The organism is Microbulbifer sp. ABE4_465, assembly GCF_056160765.1.
Map to the genome: position 1 here is coordinate 621,713 of NZ_JBSWXV010000002.1, position 21,383 is coordinate 643,095.

Sequence of the window (21,383 nt, forward strand, 5' to 3'; positions counted from 1 at the left end):
ATGACGGAAGTGGAAGAGCTCAGGCTACATCAATCAGGGAGACACTGCCGTCCGGCATCACCTCTACCATATGGCCTTCCGGCTCTTCCATCAGCAACAGAACAATAAAACTGAAAACAGCGGTGCCGGCGATCACCAGGAAAAACGTCTGGTAATCCACCAGGGTCAGCACCGTCAGAAAAAATACCGCGCCCACATTGCCGTAGGCGCCGGTCATACCGGCAATCTGGCCGGTGAGGCGGCGCTTTATCAGCGGCACTACCGCGAATACCGCACCGGCACCGGCCTGTACAAAGAAGGAACACAGCATGGCCGCACCCACCGCCAGGTACAGCGGCCAGGTTTCACCGATCTGGCTCATCAGCAGGTAACCGCAGGCGAGGCCCGCCACCAGAATCATCAGCACCGGTTTGCGACCATATTTATCGCTCAGCAGACCGCCGGTGGGGCGGGAAACCAGGTTCATAAAGGAATAGGCGGAGGCCACCAGACCGGCTTTTACCGGGTCCAGGGTGAAGGTCTCGAAGAAAAACAGCGGCAGCATGGAGATCACTGCCAGCTCGGAACCGAAAGTGGCGAAGTACAGCAGATTGAGAATCGCCACCTGCTTGAATTTGTAGCGGTGAATCGGCGCCGGTGGATTGGTGAAAACCTCCCGGTTGATGCTCCAGGTTTTTTTCAGTTCCAGCAGATAGAGACCGGTGAGGGCGGCGTAAATGGTGTAGGTCCAGAACTGATTCAGCAGGCCCACTTCCGCCGGCGACAGTTTCCAGGTCAACAGCGCCAGGGCGCCGTACATGGGCAGCTTCATAAACAGCAGCAGAAAAAAGTCGCCGCTACTGGTCACTTCCATCGCGCCGATTTTTTTCGGCTTGAAATAGGTCGATCCTTTGGGAGTGTCGGTCACGCTGTTGTAGTAGACCACGCTGTACAGCAGCGCGATCACACCGGTGAGACCAATGGCGTAGCGCCAGCCGTCGTCACCACCGAATACTAATGCTAGGGAAGGCAGTAAGATGGCGCCGGCGGCGGAACCGAAGTTACCCCAGCCTCCGTAGACACCCTCGGCGGTGCCGAGGTGGCGGGCGGGGAACCACTCGCTCACCATGCGGATACCGATCACGAAGCCGGCACCGATAAAGCCCATAAAAAAGCGCGCGATGGCCGCCTGCACAAAACTGTCGGCCAGGGCGAATACGAAACAGGGAAGGCTGCCGATGGCCAGCAGCGCGGAGAAGGTCAGGCGCGGGCCGTATTTGTCGGTCAGCATGCCGATAATCATGCGCGCGGGAATGGTCAGCGCCACGTTCAGGATCAGCAGGGTTTTTACCTGGTCCGGGGTGAGGGCCAGGCTATCGGCGATGGCCATCAGCAGCGGGGCGTGGCTGAACCATGCAAAGAAGCACAGGAAAAAGGCCAGCCAGGTCATGTGCAGGATTTTAACGTTGCCGGTAAACGACAACAGGTTCAGGCGATCGGATTGACTGTGTCCAGACATCGGTTTCTCTAATTCCCTCATCGGAGCAGCTGGGTTCGTGTCGGCGGGGCCAAATCGCAGACACAAAAAAAGCCCACGGGCGCAGCTGGCTGCCGCCGGTGGACTTCGCTGTCCTGAATTTCGTATTCGCTATGGTTTCTCAATAAAGAGATGGCGCTACTGACTTCAGCGTTGGGATTTGCCCGAGTCTTGCTCAGGTCTGTTGTTTTTATCCCGCCGCTTTGCGCGCGCATTTAATAGGTATTCAATATCTGTGCCATTTTTGGGCGAGGTACGGATGGTGGTGCAAAGGGGGGAAGTCTATTGGTGCGGGAGAGAGTGGGTGCCCTGTTTTGGGCTGTTTTGAGCGCCCCGGTGCACGCTTGTGCACCGGGGGCGGGCGAGCCCTGATCGGGCTGGGGGTTAATTGGTGCGGGCGTGCCTGGGGGCGCTCAGCTGCTGGTGGCGAATATAGTCCAGGGTTTGCTGGTGGAGATCGGACTGGAACAGCGCCGCCGTGTCCATATCCACCGGCGCAATCTCATTACACAGGGTGAGCAGCTCGCGGGCCTTCTTCTCGGTGGGGCGGCCGTGGTCCGTCTGCGGGTGGGCGAACAGGTGCCAGCCGGTATTCTGTGTCGGTTCGCGGCCTTGCTGGCTCAGCAGTTGGTCGTTCAGGGAGGCGGCAATGGTTTCCTCCGGCAGGTCGAGATATTCGGCCCGGGCCAAAATACCGATGGCATCGCGGCGGTGACTGCGGTCGCTCAACCAGCCGCAGGCTTCCAGCAGGGCGGCGCGCAGGGCCAGGTGGGTGGCCGGGTTGGCCTCGTGCCAGCTCTGGGTGACTGCCAGCACTTTTTCCGGCATTGCTGGCATCAGGGCATTGTTGGGGGTGGCGATCACACCGATACCTTCCTGTACCGCGAGGGTGTTCCAGGGCTCGCCCACACAGAAACCATCGATATCGCCGCGGCGCAAATGATCCACCATCTGCTCCGGTGGCAGTACCAGCAGGCGTACATCGGTATCGGGGTTGATGCCGGCGCTGTTCAGCCAGTGACGCAGTTGCAGAGTGTGGCTGGCAAAGGGGTAGACGCTGGCAAAGGTCAGCGGCGCTTCATCGTCACCGCGGGCGTCAATAAATGCTTTGAGTGCGGCACCGGTGCCGGCGGCATCGTCGGTATCTGTCTGCAGCTGATCGTAGAGCGCTTTTGACAGGGTGATGGCGTTGCCGTTGCAGCTAAGGATCAGGCCACTGAGAAGCTGTTCTTCGCAGTGTGGCAGCGTCTGCTTCAGGGTCAGTGGCATGGGGGCCAGCATCGCCGCGGCATCGGCGGCGCCACCAATCAGTTTGTCGCGCAGGGTGGCCCAGGAGGTTTCCCGCTGCAACCCCACGTTCAGTCCGTAGCGATCAAACAGGCCCATCTCGCGAGCAATGATCAGCGGTGCGCTGTCGGTGAGGCGCAGGTAAAGAAGTTTCAGGTTTGGCTTTTCGGCTTGCAGGCTGCTCACAGTAATACTCTCGAATTCTTTTTAGTCATTGGTCGCACCAGGGGGTCTTCCGTATTAATTCACTGCGCTCTGCAGATGCGTGACGATCTGCTCTGCCACATTGCGCATGGTGGAATTGCTGTTCATGGCCAGGGTGCGCAGGGTCTGGTGGGCGGCCTGCTCGCTGATGTTTTTGCGCGCCATCAGCAGGCCTTTGGCCCGCTCAATGATTTTGCGCTCGTCGAGTTGCTGCTGGGTGCGCTCCAGGGATTGGCGCAGGTGCTGGTAGCTGCGAAACTGGGCCATGGCGATTTCGATGGCCGGTGCCACCCGCTCCGCGGACAGGCCCTCGGCCATATAGGCGCTGACCCCGGCCTCTACCGCACTGGTAATAAACTCAGCGCCGCCGCGGGCGGAGAACATCGCCACCGGGGTGGGATTGTGCTGGTTGATCACCGACAGGCTCTCGAGAATATCCCGGTCCGGGGATTCGATATCGATCAGCACGATGTCCGGGCGGTGTTGTTCTACCTGAAACAGCAGGCCTTCGGCACTGGAAAGTTGAGCCAGCAGGTTGTAGCCGGCAGCGGTGAGCTGCCCGGCGACCATAGAGGCGCGTTCGGGCTGGTCATCGACCAGCAGAATACTGATAGGGGCAGTGGCAGGTATCGTCGTCATCGCTTCCGTCAAAACTTCAGTTCGAACTGCAGCCAGAACTTGTCCGAATCGGTGCTGAAGGTATCAGCATCGTAGGTGGCGTACTTGGCGAGCAGGCCGATATTTCTTGTTATGGCATAGGTCGCTACCAGGTCGAGTTCGTTGCCGTACTCGCGGCTGTGGCGATCGCTATAGAATTTATGCAAAGTCGCTGCAATCTTGATGCCAGAGACAGCGGCTGAGCTGTCGACTCATCAGTCCCAAGTACCATCCCGAGCACCATCAATTCCTGCAGTCCGGCAGGCATAAAAAAGCCCGGCGGCACGGATTGTGCAGCCGGGCTTCTTTGCCTGAGGTATATGGACAATCAAAACTCGTACCAACTGCAGCAGATCCCGTGAACCTTCGGGAAAACCTGACCTCCCGGACCGGTAGTGGACGGGTGATGCGCTTGGCCGTTGCCCTGGGTGCCTCCAGTTGGTGCGAGGCGGGCGGCATTGGCGGCAATTTGGTGCAGTGCTGACTGTTGCGGCCTCAAAAGGGAGCCGCGGAGCGAAATAGCCCTTTTGGGCTAGTGGAGTCCGCTATGGATTATGCGAAGCTGCTTTTGTTGTATCGTTTCCTTTTCAGGATGTCACAAGGAAGGATGATTCTGATGCCAGGAAGCCGTATTCAATGACCCCTCCCGATAACTTCAACTCGTTTGGCAAGCCCAGCTCCGATGCCGGCGCTGCGACGGTCAATAAGCCTCAAAACGCCCGCAGTAGCGCTGCACCCGTACAGGTTTGCCCGGTTGTTCTCGCTGGTGGTCTGTCCAGCCGCATGGGCCAGGACAAGGCGCTGCTAAAATTATCCAATGGACGCTCTCTGCTGGAGCAGGCCAAGAACCAGTTTGCCCAGATGCGCGCGGTTAATGGTGTCAATTTGATGCCCACACTGGTTAGCGGGCGTCGCCCTGGAGGGATTCCGGACCAGACCGAGGCCGTCGGTCCCCTTGGAGGCCTGCAGGCAATTTACCGGCACCTGCAACAGTGGGATTTGCCCTGTGATGCACTGCTGGTGGTACCGGTGGATATGCCTCTGCTGACCCCCGGGCTGCTGCATCGATTGTGTGTGGCCGGGCAGACCGTGGAGCAGGCGGTGTGTTATGGCAATTATTACCTGCCGTGCTGGTTGCCGCTGGGGCAGCGCTGCCGTGATTATCTGGACGCCGCGGCAGAGGGCAATGCCATTGCCTCGGTGCGTGCGCTGTTCGGCTTTATCGGGTGTATGCAGTTGCCCGAACCGGAAGGGGACTGGCACCTGAATCTGAACCGCCCGGAGGACTACCAGCGCTTCCAGGGTTAGTTCGGCACGGAGCAGTCGTTCGCTATCGAAGAGAGGTACTGATTTCGAATGACGGGACAAGCAAGCGCATTCCTTCCGCCCCGGAAGCCCCTCTCTCTGTGGACAGTGTTCGCAGTTCTCTTTTCTTTGCTACTGACAAGCTGCGGTGAGCGCTCGCAACCGGTGCTCCGGGTGGCGGTAGACGCCAGCTTCCAGCCGGCCCTGGAGGCCCTGCGGCCCCAGTTCGAATCCCTCTGTGCTTGCCGCCTGCAAATCACCGCCGGTGCCAGCGGTCTGCTCTACAGCCAGATTCGCGCAGACCACTCCCAGGCTCCCTTCGATCTGTTGTTGTCCGCCGACAGTGCGCGCCCGGTGCTGCTGGAGAAGGCCGGCCTGACGGTGCCCGCCAGTCGCCAGGCATTTGCCCGTGGGCAATTGGCGGTGTGGGCTAACCCGGTGGTGTCCAAAGACAAGTCCTCCGGCTTTTCCACGCTCTCCATGCAGCTGGCAAAGAGCGATGCCGCCCTGACACCGCGGCAACTGATCCTGTTGTTGGGGCGCGGCAAACACAAGCTGGTGGTGGCGGATCCGCAGCTGGCCCCGGACGGGGATGCGGCGGTGAAGATGCTGAAGAAGCTGCGCCTGTGGCCACGGGTCAAAAACCGGGTGGTGTATGCCGGTCATTCCGGCCATGCGCAGATCATGTTGCACCAGGGGGAGGGGGACCTGGGGGTGATTCCTTACAGCCAGGCGCTGGCCTCTGGGCGCCGCGGGCAATATATGCGCATCCCCGAGCAGTTCCACCCGCCGATCGAGTTACAGATGGTGATTTTGCGGGACACCCGCCGGCGCACTCTGGCGATTCGACTGCTGCAATATCTGCGCTCAGATGGAGTTCAGCAGAAGCTGCCGGAATTGGGTTTTCGCTCGGCAGAATAATATTCTGCAAAACGTGGAATATTTTGGTTTCAGTGGAAATAGTTACCATAAATTCCATTTATTTCCCCCGTCTGAATAGTGCAAATTCCTGGGCCGATAAATGGTTTTAATTGATACCTATTCCATTGGTGAATTATTACCATATCAAAGCGTTATTATTTATTTGGTTTAAACGGAAACACATTGGAATAGTTAACCAAATATTCCTTTATATGAATTTAAAAACCGGTTTTTGATTAATTTCGCGCCGCTTCAATGAAATGTTCACCGCCGGTTGTGATTTAATCAAAACACACGAAAGTCATGTCCTTAGTGGTGTTTTCTGTTACATGTGTAACGTAATCTGCTGTTTTTTAAGCGATTTTCCGCATTTTTGATAGATTTCCACTAAACGAGTAATAAGAATCCTCTATTTCCGTTGCCCAGTTTTATTCCCTTTAATTCATCGTCCTACCGAAACGGATTTAATTTTTCCGGGAAATTGTTTTTCCCGGAGAGGACCGCTTTCGCGCCAAAATCAGATAGCCCTGATGACGGACCGGGAAGTTCAGGATTAAATGTCAGCGGTACATAAATGACCCGGTTAACCGGGTCGGCTCTTGGCAGGATTTTATAAAGCGTTCTGGAAAGAGTTTTATAACAACGAAATATTTAACGGGAGCACAAACGGTGATTATTGCCATACCAAAGGAGACCGCGCCTGGAGAGTCGCGGGTCGCGGCAACGCCAGCCAGCGTAAAGCGTTTGCAGTCGCTGGGCTTTGACGTTGTCATCGAGCAGGGGGCCGGTGAAGCAGCCAGCTTCCCCGACGCAGAATACGAACAGGCCGGCGCCAAGCTGTGTGCCAACGCAGCGGAATGCATCAGCCAGGCGGGCATCGTACTGAAAGTACAGCAGCCCAACGACGCCGAGCTGGACCTGATTCCCAGCGGCGCCACCCTGGTGGCCTTCCTGAAGCCGGCGCAGAACGAAGCGCTGCTGAAGAAGTTCGCCGACAAGAACATCAACGCGCTGGCGGTGGAATCCATCCCACGTATTTCCCGCGCTCAGAAGATGGACGCACTGAGCTCCATGGCCAACATCGCCGGCTACCGCGCGGTGATCGAAGCGGCCCACGAGTTCGGTCGCTTCTTTACCGGCCAGATCACTGCCGCCGGTAAGATTCCGCCGGCCAAGGTGCTGGTGATCGGCGCCGGTGTTGCGGGCCTGTCCGCCATCGGTACCGCCAAGAGCATGGGGGCCATCGTGCGCGCCTTCGATACCCGCCCGGAAGTACGCGAGCAGGTAGAGTCCATGGGGGCGGAATTCCTCACCGTGGAAATCGAGGAAGACGGCTCCGGCACTGGCGGTTACGCCAAGCAGATGTCGAAAGAATTTATCGACGCGGAGATGGCCCTGTTCCGCGAACAGGCCAAGGAAGTGGACATCGTCATCACCACCGCACTGATCCCGGGCAAGCCGGCGCCAAAATTGTGGCTGGCAGACATGGTGGAAACCATGGCCGACGGTTCTGTGGTGGTGGACCTGGCCGCGGAGATGGGCGGCAACTGTGACTTCACCGAAGCGGACAAGAAAGTCGTCAAGAGCGGCGTGACCATCCTCGGTTACACCAACCTGGCGAGCCGCGCGGCCACCCAGTCGTCCACCCTGTACGCCACCAACCTGTGTCACCTGTTGACCGACATGACACCGGAGAAGAACGGCGAGATCGTCATCAACTTTGAAGACGAAGCCGTGCGCGGTGCCACCGTGGTGAAGGAAGGTGAAATCACCTGGCCGCCCCCCGCGCCGAAAATCTCTGCCGCGCCCCAGCAGAAAAAGCCGGAGCCGCAGATTGAAGTGGAACCCAAGCCGGAGAAGAAATCTTCCCCGCTGTCACTGGTGGCCTTCTGGGCCGTGGCCGGTGCACTGCTGCTGGCCCTGGGCAAATCCGCCCCGGCGGACTTCGTGGCCCACTTTACCGTGTTTGTTCTGTCCATCTTTATCGGCTGGCAGGTGATCTGGAACGTATCCCACGCCCTGCACACCCCGCTGATGAGTGTGACCAACGCCATCTCCGGCATCGTGATCATCGGTGCCCTGTTGCAGGTGGGGGCCACCGGTTCCTTCCTGGTGACCGTAATGGCATTTATCGCGGTACTGTTTGCCAGTATCAACATCTTCGGTGGTTTCTTCGTAACCCACCGTATGCTGAAAATGTTCCGTCGATAAGGAGAGACAGACATGAATAGTGTAATTTCTATGGCGTATCTGTTCTCCGCGGTGATGTTTATCCTGAGCCTCGGCGGACTGTCCACACACGAAACCGCGCGTCGCGGTAACTACTACGGCATGGTCGGTATGGCGGTTGCCATCATCGCCACCGTGGCCGGCATCACCTCCGGCGCTTACCTGCCCGTTGGCATCGCCATGGGCGTGGGCGCGGTGATCGGTATCCACTTGGCGCGCAAGGTCGAAATGACCGCAATGCCACAGCTGGTAGCCCTGTTGCACAGCTTTGTGGGCCTGGCCGCGGTACTGATCGGTTGGGGCGGCTACCTGGATCCGCGCATCAATCTCGAAGGTGCCGCGCACATCGTGCACAACTCCGAGATCTTTATCGGCGTCTTCATCGGTGCCATTACCCTGACCGGCTCCATCGTTGCCTTCGGCAAGCTGCAGGGGCTGATTTCCGGTAAGCCGCTGATGTTGCCGGCGCGTCACTGGCTGAACCTGATCGCCCTGGTGATCTGTGTGGTGCTCGGTGCCCAGTTCATCCCTGCGGACGTGAGCAATGCCACCATCATCAATCTGCTGATCATGACCGGTATCGCCCTGCTGCTGGGTATCCACCTGATCGCCGCCATCGGCGGTGCGGATATGCCGGTGGTGATTTCCATGCTGAACAGCTATTCCGGCTGGGCCGCTGCGGCCACCGGCTTTATGCTGAGCAACGACCTGCTGATTGTGATCGGTGCGCTGGTGGGCTCCTCCGGTGCCATCCTCAGCTACATCATGTGTCGCGGTATGAACCGTTCCTTTATCAGCGTGATCCTGGGTGGTTTCGGTTCCGACGGCGCCGCAGTCAGCGCCGATGGCGAGGAAGAGGGTGAAGCGGTAGCGACCACCCACGACGAGCTGGCGGACGACTTGAAAGCGGCCAAGAACATCGTGATCGTACCTGGCTTCGGTATGGCGGTAGCCCACGCCCAGCAGGCGGTGAGCGACCTCACCGACAAGCTGCGCAAGGCCGGCAAAACCGTACGCTTCGGTATCCACCCGGTAGCGGGCCGTCTGCCAGGGCACATGAACGTACTGCTGGCGGAAGCCAACGTGCCCTACGACATCGTGCTGGAGATGGAAGAGATCAACGACGACTTCCCGGAAACCGACCTGGTGCTGGTGATCGGCGCCAACGACACCGTCAACCCGGATGCCGTTGAAAAGCCCGGTTCCCCCATCGCCGGCATGCCGGTACTGGAAGTGTGGAAGGCGGGCAAAGTGGTGGTGCTGAAGCGCTCCATGGCCTCCGGCTACGCCGGTGTCTCCAACCCGCTGTTCTTCAAGGACAACTCGCGCATGCTGTTCGGCGATGCGAAAGAGAGTCTGCAGTCTGTGCTGGGTAAGATGAATCCGGCCTGATCCATCAGTCAGTACTGTATCTGATCAAAAAACGGCCCCCGCGAGGAGGGCCGTTTTTTTTCGCCCGGATTTTGTGGTGGATCACTTTTTGTGGAGGATCACCGCCGGAGGGTGGTGTGTGGCGCGGGGTTCTCTCGTTCGTCAGACCGGTGGTAATCTACGGGTCAATCAAGTGATCATCAGAATAAGAGCCAGCATGACAGCCGTTCTCCGCAATCTTTCCGGTCGCGCACTGCGCGTTTTTTCCGCCTCTCTCCTGGCTCTCTCGGTGACTGCCTGCGGCGGTGGAGGTGGCGGTTCAGGCTCGGATAGTGGCGACAACAGCGGCGGAGCACCCATTGCCCCGGCGCCGACGCAAATGACACTCACCGGCGACAGCAGTGCCAGTCAGGGCGACAGTGTCGGTGTGGTCGCCAGCCTGAGCGAGCAGGGCTACAACCGCTTTGAATGGGAGCAGTTGTCTGGCCCCGACGTCATGCCGCTGGCGGGAAATGGTACAGCAGGTATCAGTTTTGATGCCGTGTTCAGCGGTGAGTACAGCTTCCGCCTGACAGCATCCAACCCCGAAGGCGATAGCCTGCAGGACATTTTCAATATTTCCGTGGCGCCCAGCAGCGCAAGCACCCGGGTTCAGTTCCGTGCGGATCGCGCGGTGAGTGAGGGCGCAGAGTTTTCACTGCGCCTGAATGCGAGCCATGTCAGTGGCGGTGTCAACTCCTGGCGCTTCGAGCAGCTCGCCGGCCCTCAGGCGGACCTGGTGGAAGACGACTCCGGTCAGCCGGTGGTATTTGTGACAGCGCCGCGAGTGAGTGGCGACCAGGTGATCACTCTGCGCGCCACCCTGGAAACCACCGCGGGCAGTTTCTCTGATACCGCTTATGTGGTGGTGCAGGATCGCCCGGCAACCAACAGCGACTATTTCTGTGATGGCGACGGGCAGGCCTGTGCGACCTACGAGCCCCTGATGCCGGTATACAGCTACCGCGCCGACAGCCCCTACCGCGATGTGCTGAAAGACTGTGTCTATTCCAATCAGTTAAACGACAGCAATCTGTGTACTCTGCGCACCCTGCCGCCAATCGGTCTGATCAGCAACGCGCCCACGGTGGACCAGATCATGGATCACGTGCTGGTGTCCCACGACTGGATGGGCGAGCGTTTCGAACGCTTCCTGACCCAGCTGGACAACCACGGGGATTTCGCCCGGCTATTGCGTTCGGTGACCGCGGTGGTGATTTCCAGCGACGTGCGCCCGTCGTTTTACTGGTCGCTTACCGGGGCCATCTATCTGGACCCGGACAGTCTGTGGCTGTCGCCGGCCGAGCGCGACGTGATCAATGAGCAGCCGGATTACCGCAGTGGTTTCAGTTCTGCACTGAATTTTGTCACCCCCTGGCGCTATGTGAAAAACAACAACTATGTGTTTACCAGTTACGAGGTTCAGGACCGTTACCATCGGGATTTCTACGAGCTTGAAGCAGACCTGGGCTCGCTGATGTACCACGAGCTGGCGCACGCGGCCGATGCCATGTCACCGGCCAAGCTCAACAGCGGCCTGGATCGCGACGATATATTTTTCAACCAGTCCAGCAGTGGTGGGTTCGTCAATGAGTCTGTCACCGCGGTAAACCCGATGTATTCCCCTGAACTGTTCGCACTGGCAGATGTACGTTATCGCGGTGTCGAGGCCAGTGCCACGCAGCGCGAGTACGCGCCAGCGGACATTGCCGGTTTCTTTTTTCCGGACTCGGCCAATGATTTCTACAGCTACAGCTCCCCCTGGGAGGACACCGCCATGCTGTTTGAGGAAACCATGATGAGCCTGCGCTACGGTATCCAGCGCGACATCGCGGTTACCAACCGCCCCAGCGCACCGCTCTCGGCCGACGACTATGTGGTATCGCGAGGACAGCGCAGCAGAATTGCTTCCGAGCGTATACGCCCTCGTGCCAGCACCGCGGTGCAGGGGTTACTGCCGGAGGCATGGGCAGAGGCGGATGCACACCTGAATAGCATTTTGCCTTTGGCACTGTGTGCCGGAGAGGGGTGGGCCCAGAACCTGACCCCCGCCTGCGAAGGCGCATCGGGCCTGCTGCGCTTTGCCGCGCCCGTGCCCAGCCAGCGAGTCCCGATGCCGGTAGAGCGCCCGCGCAGCTTTATCCCGCCCACCCGTTTTTAACGGTAAAGCGGGTTGTCGCGCGGATCTCAGAGAGAGGAGGCCCCAGCCTGTGTTCCAGGGTGAGGCGTAGCAGGTGGGTCAGGGGCGCAGCAGGTTGGACAGGCGCGCGTTGGGCTTCTCCGCCTTGCGGAAGATCAGCGCAATTTTGCCGATTTCCTGAACCAGCTCGGATTTGCTCTGGGTGCACAGCTCGGTAATCAGCTCGCGGCGTACATCGCGGTCATTCACCGCCAGCTTCACCTTGATCAGCTCGTGGTCTTCCAGGGCGCGATTCAGCTCTTCCAGCACCCCTTCGGTCAGTCCCTTGTCGGCTACAGTGACAATGGGTTTGAGGCTGTGGCCACGCGCGCGCAAGGCTTTTTTGCGGTCAGCAGTTAAAGGCATACAATACTCCATCCTTAAATCGGGTAACCCGTGCGCGGACAACCCCAGAAATTAGCGATGTATTGTAACTGATGGGCCGATCAAAGAGCAGCCACCGTTGGCTGCGTGAACATTTTAACGACCACTACGTCAAGCAATCCCAGAAAGATGGCTACCGCTCCCGTGCCTCCTACAAGTTGCAGGAGCTGCAGGAGAAGGACCGGCTGATCAAACCGGGCATGACGGTGGTGGATCTCGGTGCCGCTCCCGGTGGCTGGTCGCAGGTGGCTGCAGAACTGGTTGGCCACAAAGGCCGGGTTCTTGCATCGGATATCCTGCCCATGGATGCCCTGGCGGGTGTGGACTTTGTGCAGGGCGACTTCACCGAGGAAGAAGTCTTTGACGAGCTTCTCGAAAAACTCGGGGAAGAGCGCGCCGACCTTGTGATTTCCGATATGGCCCCCAATATGAGTGGAGTGCGCGCTGTAGATCAGCCGGCCTCCATGTATCTGGTGGAGCTGGCGGTGGACATGGCGCGGCAGACCCTCAAGTCTGGAGGCGCTTTTGTAGCCAAAGTCTTCCAGGGCGAAGGATTTGATGAACTGATTCGCGACCTGCGCAGTCAGTATCAAACGGTCGTCACCCGCAAGCCCGGTGCATCCCGTCCCCGCTCTCGCGAGGTCTATGTGGTCGCGCGAGGCTTCAAAGGTTGATCAACTCAGCGCATCCCGCAGAGATTTGATAAAGTCCCCGATGACCGGGGCGACAGTTTTACGATTTTCGCCGCCTATACTGGGTGAAATGGAATACGTTGCCGGGGAGGAAACCCGGGCACAGGCAAGAGGGCAAACCCTTTGAACGATATGGCAAAGAATCTGGTGTTGTGGCTGATCATCGCTGCGGTGCTGCTGATGGTCTTCCAGAACTTCAAGCCGCAATCCCGGGACGAGTCCGTCAGTTATTCCGAATTTGTTCAGGACGTCCAGTCCGGTCAGATCAAGAGCGCGCTGGTAGATGGCCTCGTCATCACCGGTGAAAAAGCTGACGGCAGCCGTTTCAAGACCATTCAGCCGCAGATCATCGACGACGAGCTCACCAACGAGCTGGTGCGCGGCGGTGTTCAGTTCAATGGCCGCGAGCCGGAGTCCCCCAGCATCTGGCAGCAGCTGCTGGTGGCCAGCTTCCCGATCCTGATCATCATTGCCGTATTCATGTTCTTTATGCGCCAGATGCAGGGTGGTGCCGGCGGTCGCTCCGGCCCCATGGCCTTTGGCAAGAGCAAGGCCCGCCTGCTGGGCGAAGACCAGATCAAGACCACCTTCGCCGACGTGGCGGGCGTGGATGAAGCGAAAGAAGACGTACAGGAGCTGGTGGAATTCCTGCGCGACCCGTCCAAATTCCAGCGCCTGGGGGGCAATATTCCCCGCGGTGTACTGATGGCGGGCCCTCCCGGTACCGGTAAAACCCTGTTGGCCAAGGCCATCGCCGGAGAAGCGAAGGTGCCTTTCTTCTCCATCTCCGGCTCCGACTTTGTGGAAATGTTCGTCGGTGTGGGCGCATCTCGCGTGCGCGACATGTTCGAGCAGGCCAAAAAGCAGGCCCCGTGCATCATCTTTATTGACGAGATCGACGCCGTCGGCCGCCACCGCGGTGCCGGCATGGGCGGTGGCCACGACGAGCGCGAACAGACCCTCAACCAGCTGCTCGTGGAAATGGACGGTTTTGAAGGCAACGAAGGCGTCATCGTCATCGCCGCCACCAACCGCCCGGACGTATTGGACAAGGCCCTGTTGCGCCCCGGCCGTTTTGACCGCCAGGTGTTTGTCGGTCTGCCGGATATCCGCGGCCGCGAGCAGATCCTCAAGGTGCATATGCGCAAGGTACCGCTGGACGAGAAAATTGATCCGCAGGTCATCGCCCGCGGTACCCCCGGTTTCTCCGGTGCGGACCTGGCCAACCTGGTGAACGAGGCCGCCCTGTTTGCCGCCCGTGCCAACCGCCGCATGGTGTCCATGGAAGAGTTCGAGCGTGCCCGCGACAAGATCATGATGGGTGCCGAGCGCAAATCCATGGTGATGAACGAGAAAGAAAAGACCAATACCGCCTACCACGAAGCCGGCCACGCCATCATCGGCCGCCTGGTACCGGAGCACGACCCGGTGCACAAGGTCACCATCATTCCTCGCGGCCGCGCCTTGGGTGTTACCCAGTTCCTGCCCGAGGAAGACAAATACAGCCTGAGCAAGCGCGCCCTGGAATCCCAGTTGTGCTCCCTGTTCGGCGGCCGTATCGCGGAAGAAATGACCCTGGGGATCGACGGTGTGACCACCGGCGCCTCCAACGATATCGAACGCGCCACCGACATCGCCCGCAATATGGTCACCAAGTGGGGCCTGTCCGAGAAGCTCGGCCCGCTGCACTACGGTGAAGATGAAACCGGCCAGCCCGGCCACGGCAACCCGATCTCCGGCAAGACCTCCAACGAGATCGACGAGGAAGTGCGCCGCATCATCGACACCTGTTACGAGCGCGCGGAAAAGCTGCTGGAAGACAACCGGGATATTCTCGAAGCGATGAAAGACGCGCTGATGGAATACGAAACCCTGGATGCCGAGCAGGTGGACGACCTGATGGCGCGTCGCAAAGTGCGCCCGCCCAAAGACTGGCACGACAACGACTACACCGGTGGTGGCACCCCCGAAGAGGTGGAGCCGAAAGACGAAAACAAGGACGAAACCAAAGACGACTCCAAAGACGGAGAGAGCCCGGTAGGTGGCCCGGTCAACGGCCACTGATCCCGTCTGACATAGCGGTGCACCGTGAAGTGCGCCGCTCACGAGCGGGCCTGCTACTTGCTAGTAGGCCCGTTTTGGTTATTCCCGCTGCCCCAAACCGTGTCGACTGGGGCTAAGTGAAAAGAACCCTATGAAGCTAGTCTGCGGCCCGCGCACTCTGGATCTGTCCCGCCCCCAGATTATGGGGATCCTCAATACCACCCCCGATTCCTTTTCCGATGGCGGCAGCTATTACGGCGACAGCGGCCTGGATCTTGATCTGGTGTTGGAGCGCGCAGAACAGATGGTGAGCGACGGCGCCACCATTCTGGATATCGGCGGCGAGTCTACCCGACCCGGTGCGGCGCCGGTGTCTGAAGCGGAAGAGCTGGAGCGTGTGGTGCCGGTGGTAGAAGTCATCGCCTCCCGCCTGGATGTAGTGATCTCCGTGGACACCAGCACCGCCCGGGTGATGCGCGATGCCGCCAGCGCCGGTGCCGGCATCATCAACGATGTGCGAGCGCTCACTCGCCCCGGCGCCCTGGAAGCGGCCGCCGCCACCGGCCTGCCCGTGTGTATCATGCACATGCAAGGGCAGCCCGGCACCATGCAGGACAAACCCGAATACGCGGATGTTGTGGGCGAAGTGCGCGCTTACCTCGATGCACGCCTGCAGGCCTGTGAGGGCGCAGGTATCCCCCGTGAGAAGGTCATCTACGACCCTGGCTTCGGTTTCGGCAAAAATGACGACCACAATCTCGCACTGCTGCGCCACTTGCCGGAACTGGCCCCACAAGGCGTTCCGATTCTGGTGGGCATGTCCCGTAAATCCATGATCGGCCGCCTGCTCGGGCGCGAAGTGGACCAGCGTCTGGCGGGCAGCCTGGCCCTCGCCATGCTATCCGCCCAACGAGGTGCCGCGATAATCCGCGTCCATGACGTCGCAGCCACAGCAGATGTGCTGAAATTACAACAACTGGTAGACCGCCCCTGCATCTGAACGGAAGGGAGCGGTTCTTGTGCTGGGCGCTATCAGGTTTGCCCGGCGGTGGTATAAGAGAGCGATTAGATGACAAGAAAATACTTCGGCACAGACGGTATCCGCGGCCAGGTAGGTGAGGGAGCAATCACTCCAGACTTTATGCTGCGCCTCGGCTACGCCGCCGGTAAAGTCCTTGGCGCCAACACCAGCGCCAATCCCAAAGGCAAAGGCCGCAGCCGCATCCTGATTGGCAAAGACACCCGCGTATCGGGCTATATGTTCGAGGCTGCACTGGAAGCCGGCCTGATCAACGCCGGCGTCGACGTCGGCCTGCTGGGCCCCATGCCCACCCCGGCCATCGCCTATCTCACCCGCACCTTCCACGCCCAGGCGGGCATCGTGATCAGCGCGTCCCACAATCCCTATCAGGACAACGGCGTCAAGTTCTTCAGCGCCAACGGCAGCAAACTGCCGGACGACGTAGAAGCACAGATAGAAGCCGCCCTCGACCTGCCCATGGAAACCGCCAAAGACCTGGGCAAGGCCTGGCGCATCGACGACGCCGTCGGCCGCTATATCGAATTCTGTAAAGCCAGCACCCCCTGGGCCTACTCCCTGCAGGGGCTCAGCATCGTGCTGGACTGCGCCAACGGCGCCACCTACCACATCGCCCCCAAAGTATTCCGCGAGCTGGGTGCTGAGGTGCACGCCATCGGCATTCAGCCAGACGGCCTCAACATCAACCTGGATTGCGGCTCCACCAAGCCCGAAGCCCTGCAGAAAGCCGTGGTCGAACGCGGTGCAGACCTCGGCATCGCCTTCGACGGCGACGGCGACCGGGTGATGTTTGTGGATAAGGACGGCAATCTGATCGACGGCGATCAGCTGCTGTTCCTCATCGCCATCCACCGCCAGCAGTTCCTCGGTGGCTGCAGCGGCGTGGTCGGTACCCAAATGAGTAACTTCGGCTTCGAACTGGCGCTCAAGGATCGCAAGATCCCGTTTGCCCGCGCCAAAGTGGGCGACCGCTACGTACTGGAAATGATGTACAAGAACGGCTGGACCCTGGGCGGCGAATCCTCCGGGCATATCGTCTGCACCGACGTCACCACCACCGGCGACGGCATCATCTCCGCGCTGCAGGTACTGCGCGCTGTCAGCGATTTTGGCGAACCCCTGCACCAGCTCAGCCAGCAAATGGAAATGCTGCCCCAGCACATGATCAATGTGCGCCTCGCCAGTCGCGACGGTGTGCTGGAGCACGGCGATGTACAGGTCGCGGTGACCCAGGCGGAATCCACCCTCGCCGATAGCGGCCGCGTACTGCTGCGCCCCTCCGGAACCGAACCCCTGATCCGGGTCATGGTTGAGGGCAAAGACCCTGCACTCGTCCAGCAACTGGCCGGGGACATCGCCCAGGTCGTCGAGCGGGTCGGCAACGCCTGATCGCGCGAGCGCCCAATCCATCGACCGGAACCCATTGAAAAGCAATGGAAAAACCAATAAATATCCGGAAACGCTGGTTGTATGTTACCGGCAATACCGCTAAGATTTGCGCCCCTTGGAGGAGCACCCATGCGTAAAACCCTGGTAGCTGCCAACTGGAAAATGCACGGCACCAAAGCGTTCGCCGAGCAACTGTTGGCGGAGTTGAACAGCGGACTTGAGTCCGGCAACTGCTCCTCTCAGGTAGTGGTCTGTCCCCCATACCCTTATTTAGGGTTGGTTGGCGACAAGATCGGGCAGGCACAACTGGGGGCACAGAACCTCAGCGAGCAGCCCTCCGGCGCCTTCACCGGAGAAGTCTCCGCGGAGATGCTGAAGGATTGCGGCGCGCACTACGTCATCGTAGGGCACTCCGAACGCAGAAGCCTGTACGGTGAAAGCAGCCAGCTGGTTGCGGCCAAATTTGCCGCCGCCAAATCCGCCGGCCTCATCCCGATGCTGTGCGTGGGCGAGTCACTCGAACAGCGCGAAGCCGGCAAGACCCTGGAAGTGGTCGCCGAGCAGATTCAGGCTGTGGTTGCACTGGGTCTGGAAGACACCTGGCAGAATGCCGTCATCGCCTACGAGCCCGTATGGGCCATCGGCACCGGCAAAACCGCCAGCCCGGAACAGGCGCAGGAAGTACACCAGTTCATTCGCCAGCAACTGGGCGAAGCCGGTGACAAAGTACAGATTCTCTACGGCGGCAGCGTAAAAGCCGGCAACGCCGCAGAACTGTTTACCAAGCCCGATATCGACGGCGCACTGGTAGGCGGGGCCTCATTAAAGGCCGAAGAGTTTATTCAGATTTGTTGCGCCGCAGATTGAGCGCAGCAAGAAATTTTTGAGCAAGGGCCAATGCCCGACAGCAGGTTTTCTGGACAATGGAAAAACTGGTACTAATCGTACATATCCTCACCGCGCTGAGCATCATCGCGCTGATTTTGCTGCAGCAAGGTAAGGGTGCGGAAGCAGGTGCCTCCTTCGGTGCTGGCGCTTCTCAGACCGTATTCGGCAGCCAGGGTAGCGGAAACTTCTTTTCCCGCTTGACTGCAATCATGGCGACGGTATTCTTCGTCACCAGCTTTGGCCTGGCCTACCTCGCCAGCAACAACAAAGCACCGGCAATCGACGGTATCCCGCAGGTACCGGCCGCGATTGAATCCCGCGAACAGCAGGACGAAATCCCAGCAGTGATTGAGAGCGACATCCCTGAAGTTCAGGACGAAGCCCCGGCCACTGACGAACTGCCCTCCGCAGAAGAAGCCCCCCAGGCCGAACTGCCGGAAGCAGCCACTGAGGAACAGCCTCAGTAAGCCGAAAGGCGAAATCAAAAACTGCAAAGTTTTTGCCCAGGTGGTGGAATTGGTAGACACGCTATCTTGAGGGGGTAGTGAGCTATGCTCGTGCGGGTTCAAGTCCCGCCCTGGGCACCATCTTAAAGTAGACGCGCTGAGAGAGTCGCATAGACCATGTCAGGAGCGTTTCCATACACCCCCCAAGGGAAACCTTGGGGGGTGTTTTCGTTTTTAGGCCCTGGAAGGTGTGACACTTCGCTGGGTATTAAATGCATTTATCAATGTCGGGCCATGGCGGCTCTTGGTCGAAAAATTAGGGCCATGCAGCAGCTGGGCAGTTGCAAGATTCTGAGGGCCCCTCGGCTGAGCTTGGTGAGCCGCTCGATTAGTGAGATACAAATGTGACTACATTTGTGTTTGGGCTTAGTAGGCCACCACCGTTGAGCGCCTGCAGCTCCGAAGGCAAAGTATTAAGTTTAATATTCCTGGGGGCAGGGAATTGATGGTTCGTTGACCGGTAGATGCAATGCGTCTACTGCTTATATATTCAGCGTGCTAAGGTAGCTTCCTGTAAAAGAAGCACAAAAAATAAACTCAGCTTGAAGTAAGGAAGTTGCGGTGAAGATTTTTATCCATGCTGGGACATTTAAAACGGGTAGCTCAGCACTCCAGGATTCCCTGTACAAACAAAGAGAAAAACTATTAGAAAACAAGGTGTTATTTCCGTTAGCAGGGATATCAAAAAATGGTGAATCTATTGGTTATCGGCATAGTAGGTTTGTCTATGAATATGGTAAAGACTCCTATCAAAAACTGCTTTCTGACCTCAAAAGTGAAATCGAAGTTCATCGGCCGGAAAAGCTGATTCTTTCAAGCGAAGCTTGGTCAAGACCAGGAGCCGCAGTTAAGCTTTTCGATCTTATCAGTCATCTTCAACCTTACTCCACTGAAGAAATTTCAGTGATTTTTGTTGTGCGTAATGTTTTTGACTATGCAGTTAGTCACTACCGGGAGTTTGTAAGGCGTTGGGGGTGGTCCACGGAGTTTGGAGAATACTTAACAAAACGATTTGCGTTTTTTGATTACAACAAGCTTTTTAAGCCTTTTCTTGAAAAGGGCATCAAGGTTGAGTTTCTGAACTACTCACAAAGTGTTACTCAAGAAATCATTGAGGCAATGGGGCTTGAATGCCTTCTGGTGGTTGATTTAGCAGACCGAAAAAATGTCGGCCTTAGCGCTCCAGACATTGAAATATACCGAATCATCAACAGTACCAGAAGCGCTAAAATTCGGAATGCGGTGCCAAGTTTTCAAGAAGTCCTGGAAAAAATGGGCCTGTCTGCTAAGCACTCTAAGTATATCGAAGGCCCTCCACCGATTGAGTTTAGGGATAGATTTGATGAAAAATATCAACAGACATTTTCCGAGCTCACAGGCTTACCTTGTCACTTACTGGACTACGACCACTCCAGGTTTCGAGAGCCGGGCATTATTTGGCTAAGTAAAGTGAAGCCTCTTATCCGCTTCTATTTTGATGAGGGACCGTTATCTGGGCGCTGCTATACTGACTCTTCTCAATCGAGGTATGAGCGCCTTGAGGTGGAAAACCGAGAGCTTAAGAGAAACCTAGATGAAAAAGAAAAAGTGCTTGCCGATCTTGAGTTAAAAGTCAGCGATCTTGAGAGGAGCTATCCTTCAGCGCGAATGAAAGCCGCGATTCGTGCTTTACGAGGTGCCGTCAACCGTTTGATCCGCAAAGTCACGACAGTATAGTGGTCAACTCTTTTTGGTCACTGAGCGTTGAGAGTACTAGTCCAAGTTCCGGAATTTGGGCTAGTACCTTATAAATAGACTCATTCGGGAGCTACATATTCTCCACGTTATGATAAACCGCCTGCACATCCTCCAAGTCATCCAGCATCGCCGTAAACTTCTCAAACAGCGCCACATCATCCCCGGTCACCTGGGTATACGTCTGCGGCACAAACTGAATTTCGTCCACGTCAAAATCAATTTCACCAAAGGCTTCAATTAACGCCTGCTTGGCTTTGTTGTAATCCGTATGCGGGGCGAAGACGGAGAGTTTGCCGTCTTCGTTTTCGATATCGGTGACGTCAACGTCCGCTTCCATCAGGGCTTCCAGTACCGCTTCTTCGTCGTCGTGTTTGAATACGAGGATGGCGAGGTGGTCGAAGCTGTGGCTGACGGAGCCTTCGGTGCCGATCTTGCACTTGGTTTTGGTGAACGCCTGGCGCACGTCGCCGAAGGTGCGGTTGGGGTTGTCGGTGAGGCATTCGATGATGGCCATGCAGCCGCCGGGGCCGAAGCCTTCGTAGCGGGCGCGGGAGAAGTCTTCGCCGCCGCCGCCTTTGGCTTTGTCGATGGCCTTTTCAATCACGTGGGTGGGCACCTGTTCTTTCTTGGCGCGGTCGATCAGGCTGCGCAGGGCGAGGTTGCCGTTGGGGTCGATGCCGCCGGCTTTGGCGGTCACGTAAATCTCGCGGCCGTAGCGGCTGTAGACTCTGGCCTTCATGTTCGAGGTCTTGGCCATTGATTCTTTGCGGTTCTGGTAGGCTCGGCCCATGGGGGGGTGCTCCGGGTTCTCTGGTATCCGATGAAGGGGCGATTTTACTGGGGCGGCGGGGGGATGAGAAGCTATTCGAATTCGATGGGGGCGAGTGTAATCGCGTGTAATTGAACAGGCGTGTCAAGTTGCGTAATTTACATACCCAGAAAAGTTGGGGAACTCCGCGCCAGAGTTGATGGTTTTGGAGTCCTTTTGCATAAAAAA

General features: G+C 58.1%; 18 protein-coding genes and 1 tRNA gene. 13 read left to right on the top strand and 6 right to left on the bottom strand.

The genetic code is table 11. The features are described 5' to 3' along the window. Positions 1-19 precede the first annotated feature (19 nt). The 4 genes from ACXAG1_RS06270 to ACXAG1_RS06285 form a co-directional block, all read right to left on the bottom strand. Positions 20-1,498, bottom strand: coding sequence for a NarK family nitrate/nitrite MFS transporter (locus tag ACXAG1_RS06270; protein ID WP_475119253.1), 1,479 nt, complete (start codon positions 1,496-1,498; stop codon positions 20-22). Between the two features lie 402 nt (positions 1,499-1,900). Further along, positions 1,901-2,989, bottom strand: a complete 1,089-nt coding sequence (locus ACXAG1_RS06275) for a CmpA/NrtA family ABC transporter substrate-binding protein (RefSeq protein WP_475119254.1) — start codon at positions 2,987-2,989, stop codon at positions 1,901-1,903. A 54-nt stretch (positions 2,990-3,043) separates the two neighbouring features. Continuing rightward, positions 3,044-3,646, bottom strand: a complete 603-nt coding sequence (locus ACXAG1_RS06280) for an ANTAR domain-containing response regulator (protein WP_475092008.1) — start codon at positions 3,644-3,646, stop codon at positions 3,044-3,046. 8 nt (positions 3,647-3,654) lie between these two features. After that, positions 3,655-3,831 carry a hypothetical protein gene (locus ACXAG1_RS06285; protein ID WP_475092009.1) on the bottom strand — a complete coding sequence of 59 codons (177 nt, stop codon included), beginning with the start codon at positions 3,829-3,831 and terminating at the stop codon, positions 3,655-3,657. 469 nt (positions 3,832-4,300) lie between these two features. Here ACXAG1_RS06285 and mobA point away from each other — a divergent pair, with 469 nt between their 5' ends. The 5 genes from mobA to ACXAG1_RS06310 all read left to right on the top strand — a co-directional run bounded on the left by mobA (position 4,301) and on the right by ACXAG1_RS06310 (position 11,690). Further along, a complete protein-coding gene (gene mobA / locus ACXAG1_RS06290; RefSeq protein ID WP_475092010.1) occupies positions 4,301-4,972 on the top strand; it encodes a molybdenum cofactor guanylyltransferase in 672 nt (223 codons plus the stop codon). Between the two features lie 126 nt (positions 4,973-5,098). Further along, a complete protein-coding gene (modA, locus tag ACXAG1_RS06295) occupies positions 5,099-5,890 on the top strand; it encodes a molybdate ABC transporter substrate-binding protein (protein WP_475119255.1) in 792 nt (263 codons plus the stop codon). Between the two features lie 669 nt (positions 5,891-6,559). Further along, the gene (locus ACXAG1_RS06300) at positions 6,560-8,101 is read left to right on the top strand and encodes a Re/Si-specific NAD(P)(+) transhydrogenase subunit alpha (RefSeq protein WP_475092012.1); all 1,542 of its coding nucleotides are present in this window, start codon (positions 6,560-6,562) and stop codon (positions 8,099-8,101) included. A gap of 12 nt (positions 8,102-8,113) precedes the next feature. Then, on the top strand, positions 8,114-9,511 hold the full coding sequence (pntB, locus tag ACXAG1_RS06305) for a Re/Si-specific NAD(P)(+) transhydrogenase subunit beta (protein ID WP_475092013.1): 1,398 nt from the start codon (positions 8,114-8,116) through the stop codon (positions 9,509-9,511). Between the two features lie 196 nt (positions 9,512-9,707). Continuing rightward, positions 9,708-11,690, top strand: coding sequence for a hypothetical protein (locus ACXAG1_RS06310; RefSeq protein ID WP_475119256.1), 1,983 nt, complete (start codon positions 9,708-9,710; stop codon positions 11,688-11,690). A 78-nt stretch (positions 11,691-11,768) separates the two neighbouring features. Here ACXAG1_RS06310 and ACXAG1_RS06315 read toward each other — a convergent pair whose 3' ends face one another. Further along, positions 11,769-12,074, bottom strand: a complete 306-nt coding sequence (locus ACXAG1_RS06315) for a YhbY family RNA-binding protein (protein WP_475092015.1) — start codon at positions 12,072-12,074, stop codon at positions 11,769-11,771. A gap of 71 nt (positions 12,075-12,145) precedes the next feature. On the opposite strand from ACXAG1_RS06315, the gene rlmE reads away from it, so the two are divergent. The 8 genes from rlmE to ACXAG1_RS06355 all read left to right on the top strand — a co-directional run bounded on the left by rlmE (position 12,146) and on the right by ACXAG1_RS06355 (position 20,365). Beyond that, positions 12,146-12,766, top strand: coding sequence for a 23S rRNA (uridine(2552)-2'-O)-methyltransferase RlmE (gene rlmE / locus ACXAG1_RS06320; protein WP_475092016.1), 621 nt, complete (start codon positions 12,146-12,148; stop codon positions 12,764-12,766). A 150-nt stretch (positions 12,767-12,916) separates the two neighbouring features. After that, positions 12,917-14,848, top strand: coding sequence for an ATP-dependent zinc metalloprotease FtsH (gene ftsH / locus ACXAG1_RS06325; RefSeq protein ID WP_475093928.1), 1,932 nt, complete (start codon positions 12,917-12,919; stop codon positions 14,846-14,848). Between the two features lie 130 nt (positions 14,849-14,978). Beyond that, positions 14,979-15,827, top strand: coding sequence for a dihydropteroate synthase (folP, locus tag ACXAG1_RS06330; protein WP_475119257.1), 849 nt, complete (start codon positions 14,979-14,981; stop codon positions 15,825-15,827). Between the two features lie 69 nt (positions 15,828-15,896). After that, on the top strand, positions 15,897-17,255 hold the full coding sequence (gene glmM, locus ACXAG1_RS06335) for a phosphoglucosamine mutase (RefSeq protein WP_475119258.1): 1,359 nt from the start codon (positions 15,897-15,899) through the stop codon (positions 17,253-17,255). Positions 17,256-17,384: 129 nt separating this feature from the next. Continuing rightward, on the top strand, positions 17,385-18,122 hold the full coding sequence (gene tpiA, locus ACXAG1_RS06340) for a triose-phosphate isomerase (RefSeq protein WP_475092019.1): 738 nt from the start codon (positions 17,385-17,387) through the stop codon (positions 18,120-18,122). A 56-nt stretch (positions 18,123-18,178) separates the two neighbouring features. Next, complete coding sequence (gene secG / locus ACXAG1_RS06345) at positions 18,179-18,610, top strand: preprotein translocase subunit SecG (RefSeq protein WP_475092020.1); 432 nt, start codon at positions 18,179-18,181, stop codon at positions 18,608-18,610. A 34-nt stretch (positions 18,611-18,644) separates the two neighbouring features. Continuing rightward, positions 18,645-18,730: transfer RNA gene (locus tag ACXAG1_RS06350), tRNA-Leu, on the top strand. 480 nt (positions 18,731-19,210) lie between these two features. Further along, positions 19,211-20,365, top strand: coding sequence for a hypothetical protein (locus tag ACXAG1_RS06355; RefSeq protein WP_475092021.1), 1,155 nt, complete (start codon positions 19,211-19,213; stop codon positions 20,363-20,365). Between the two features lie 91 nt (positions 20,366-20,456). Here ACXAG1_RS06355 and ACXAG1_RS06360 read toward each other — a convergent pair whose 3' ends face one another. Further along, entirely contained in the window at positions 20,457-21,176 is a 720-nt protein-coding gene (locus ACXAG1_RS06360; protein WP_475092022.1) for a YebC/PmpR family DNA-binding transcriptional regulator, read from the bottom strand. Positions 21,177-21,383: the final 207 nt, after the last annotated feature.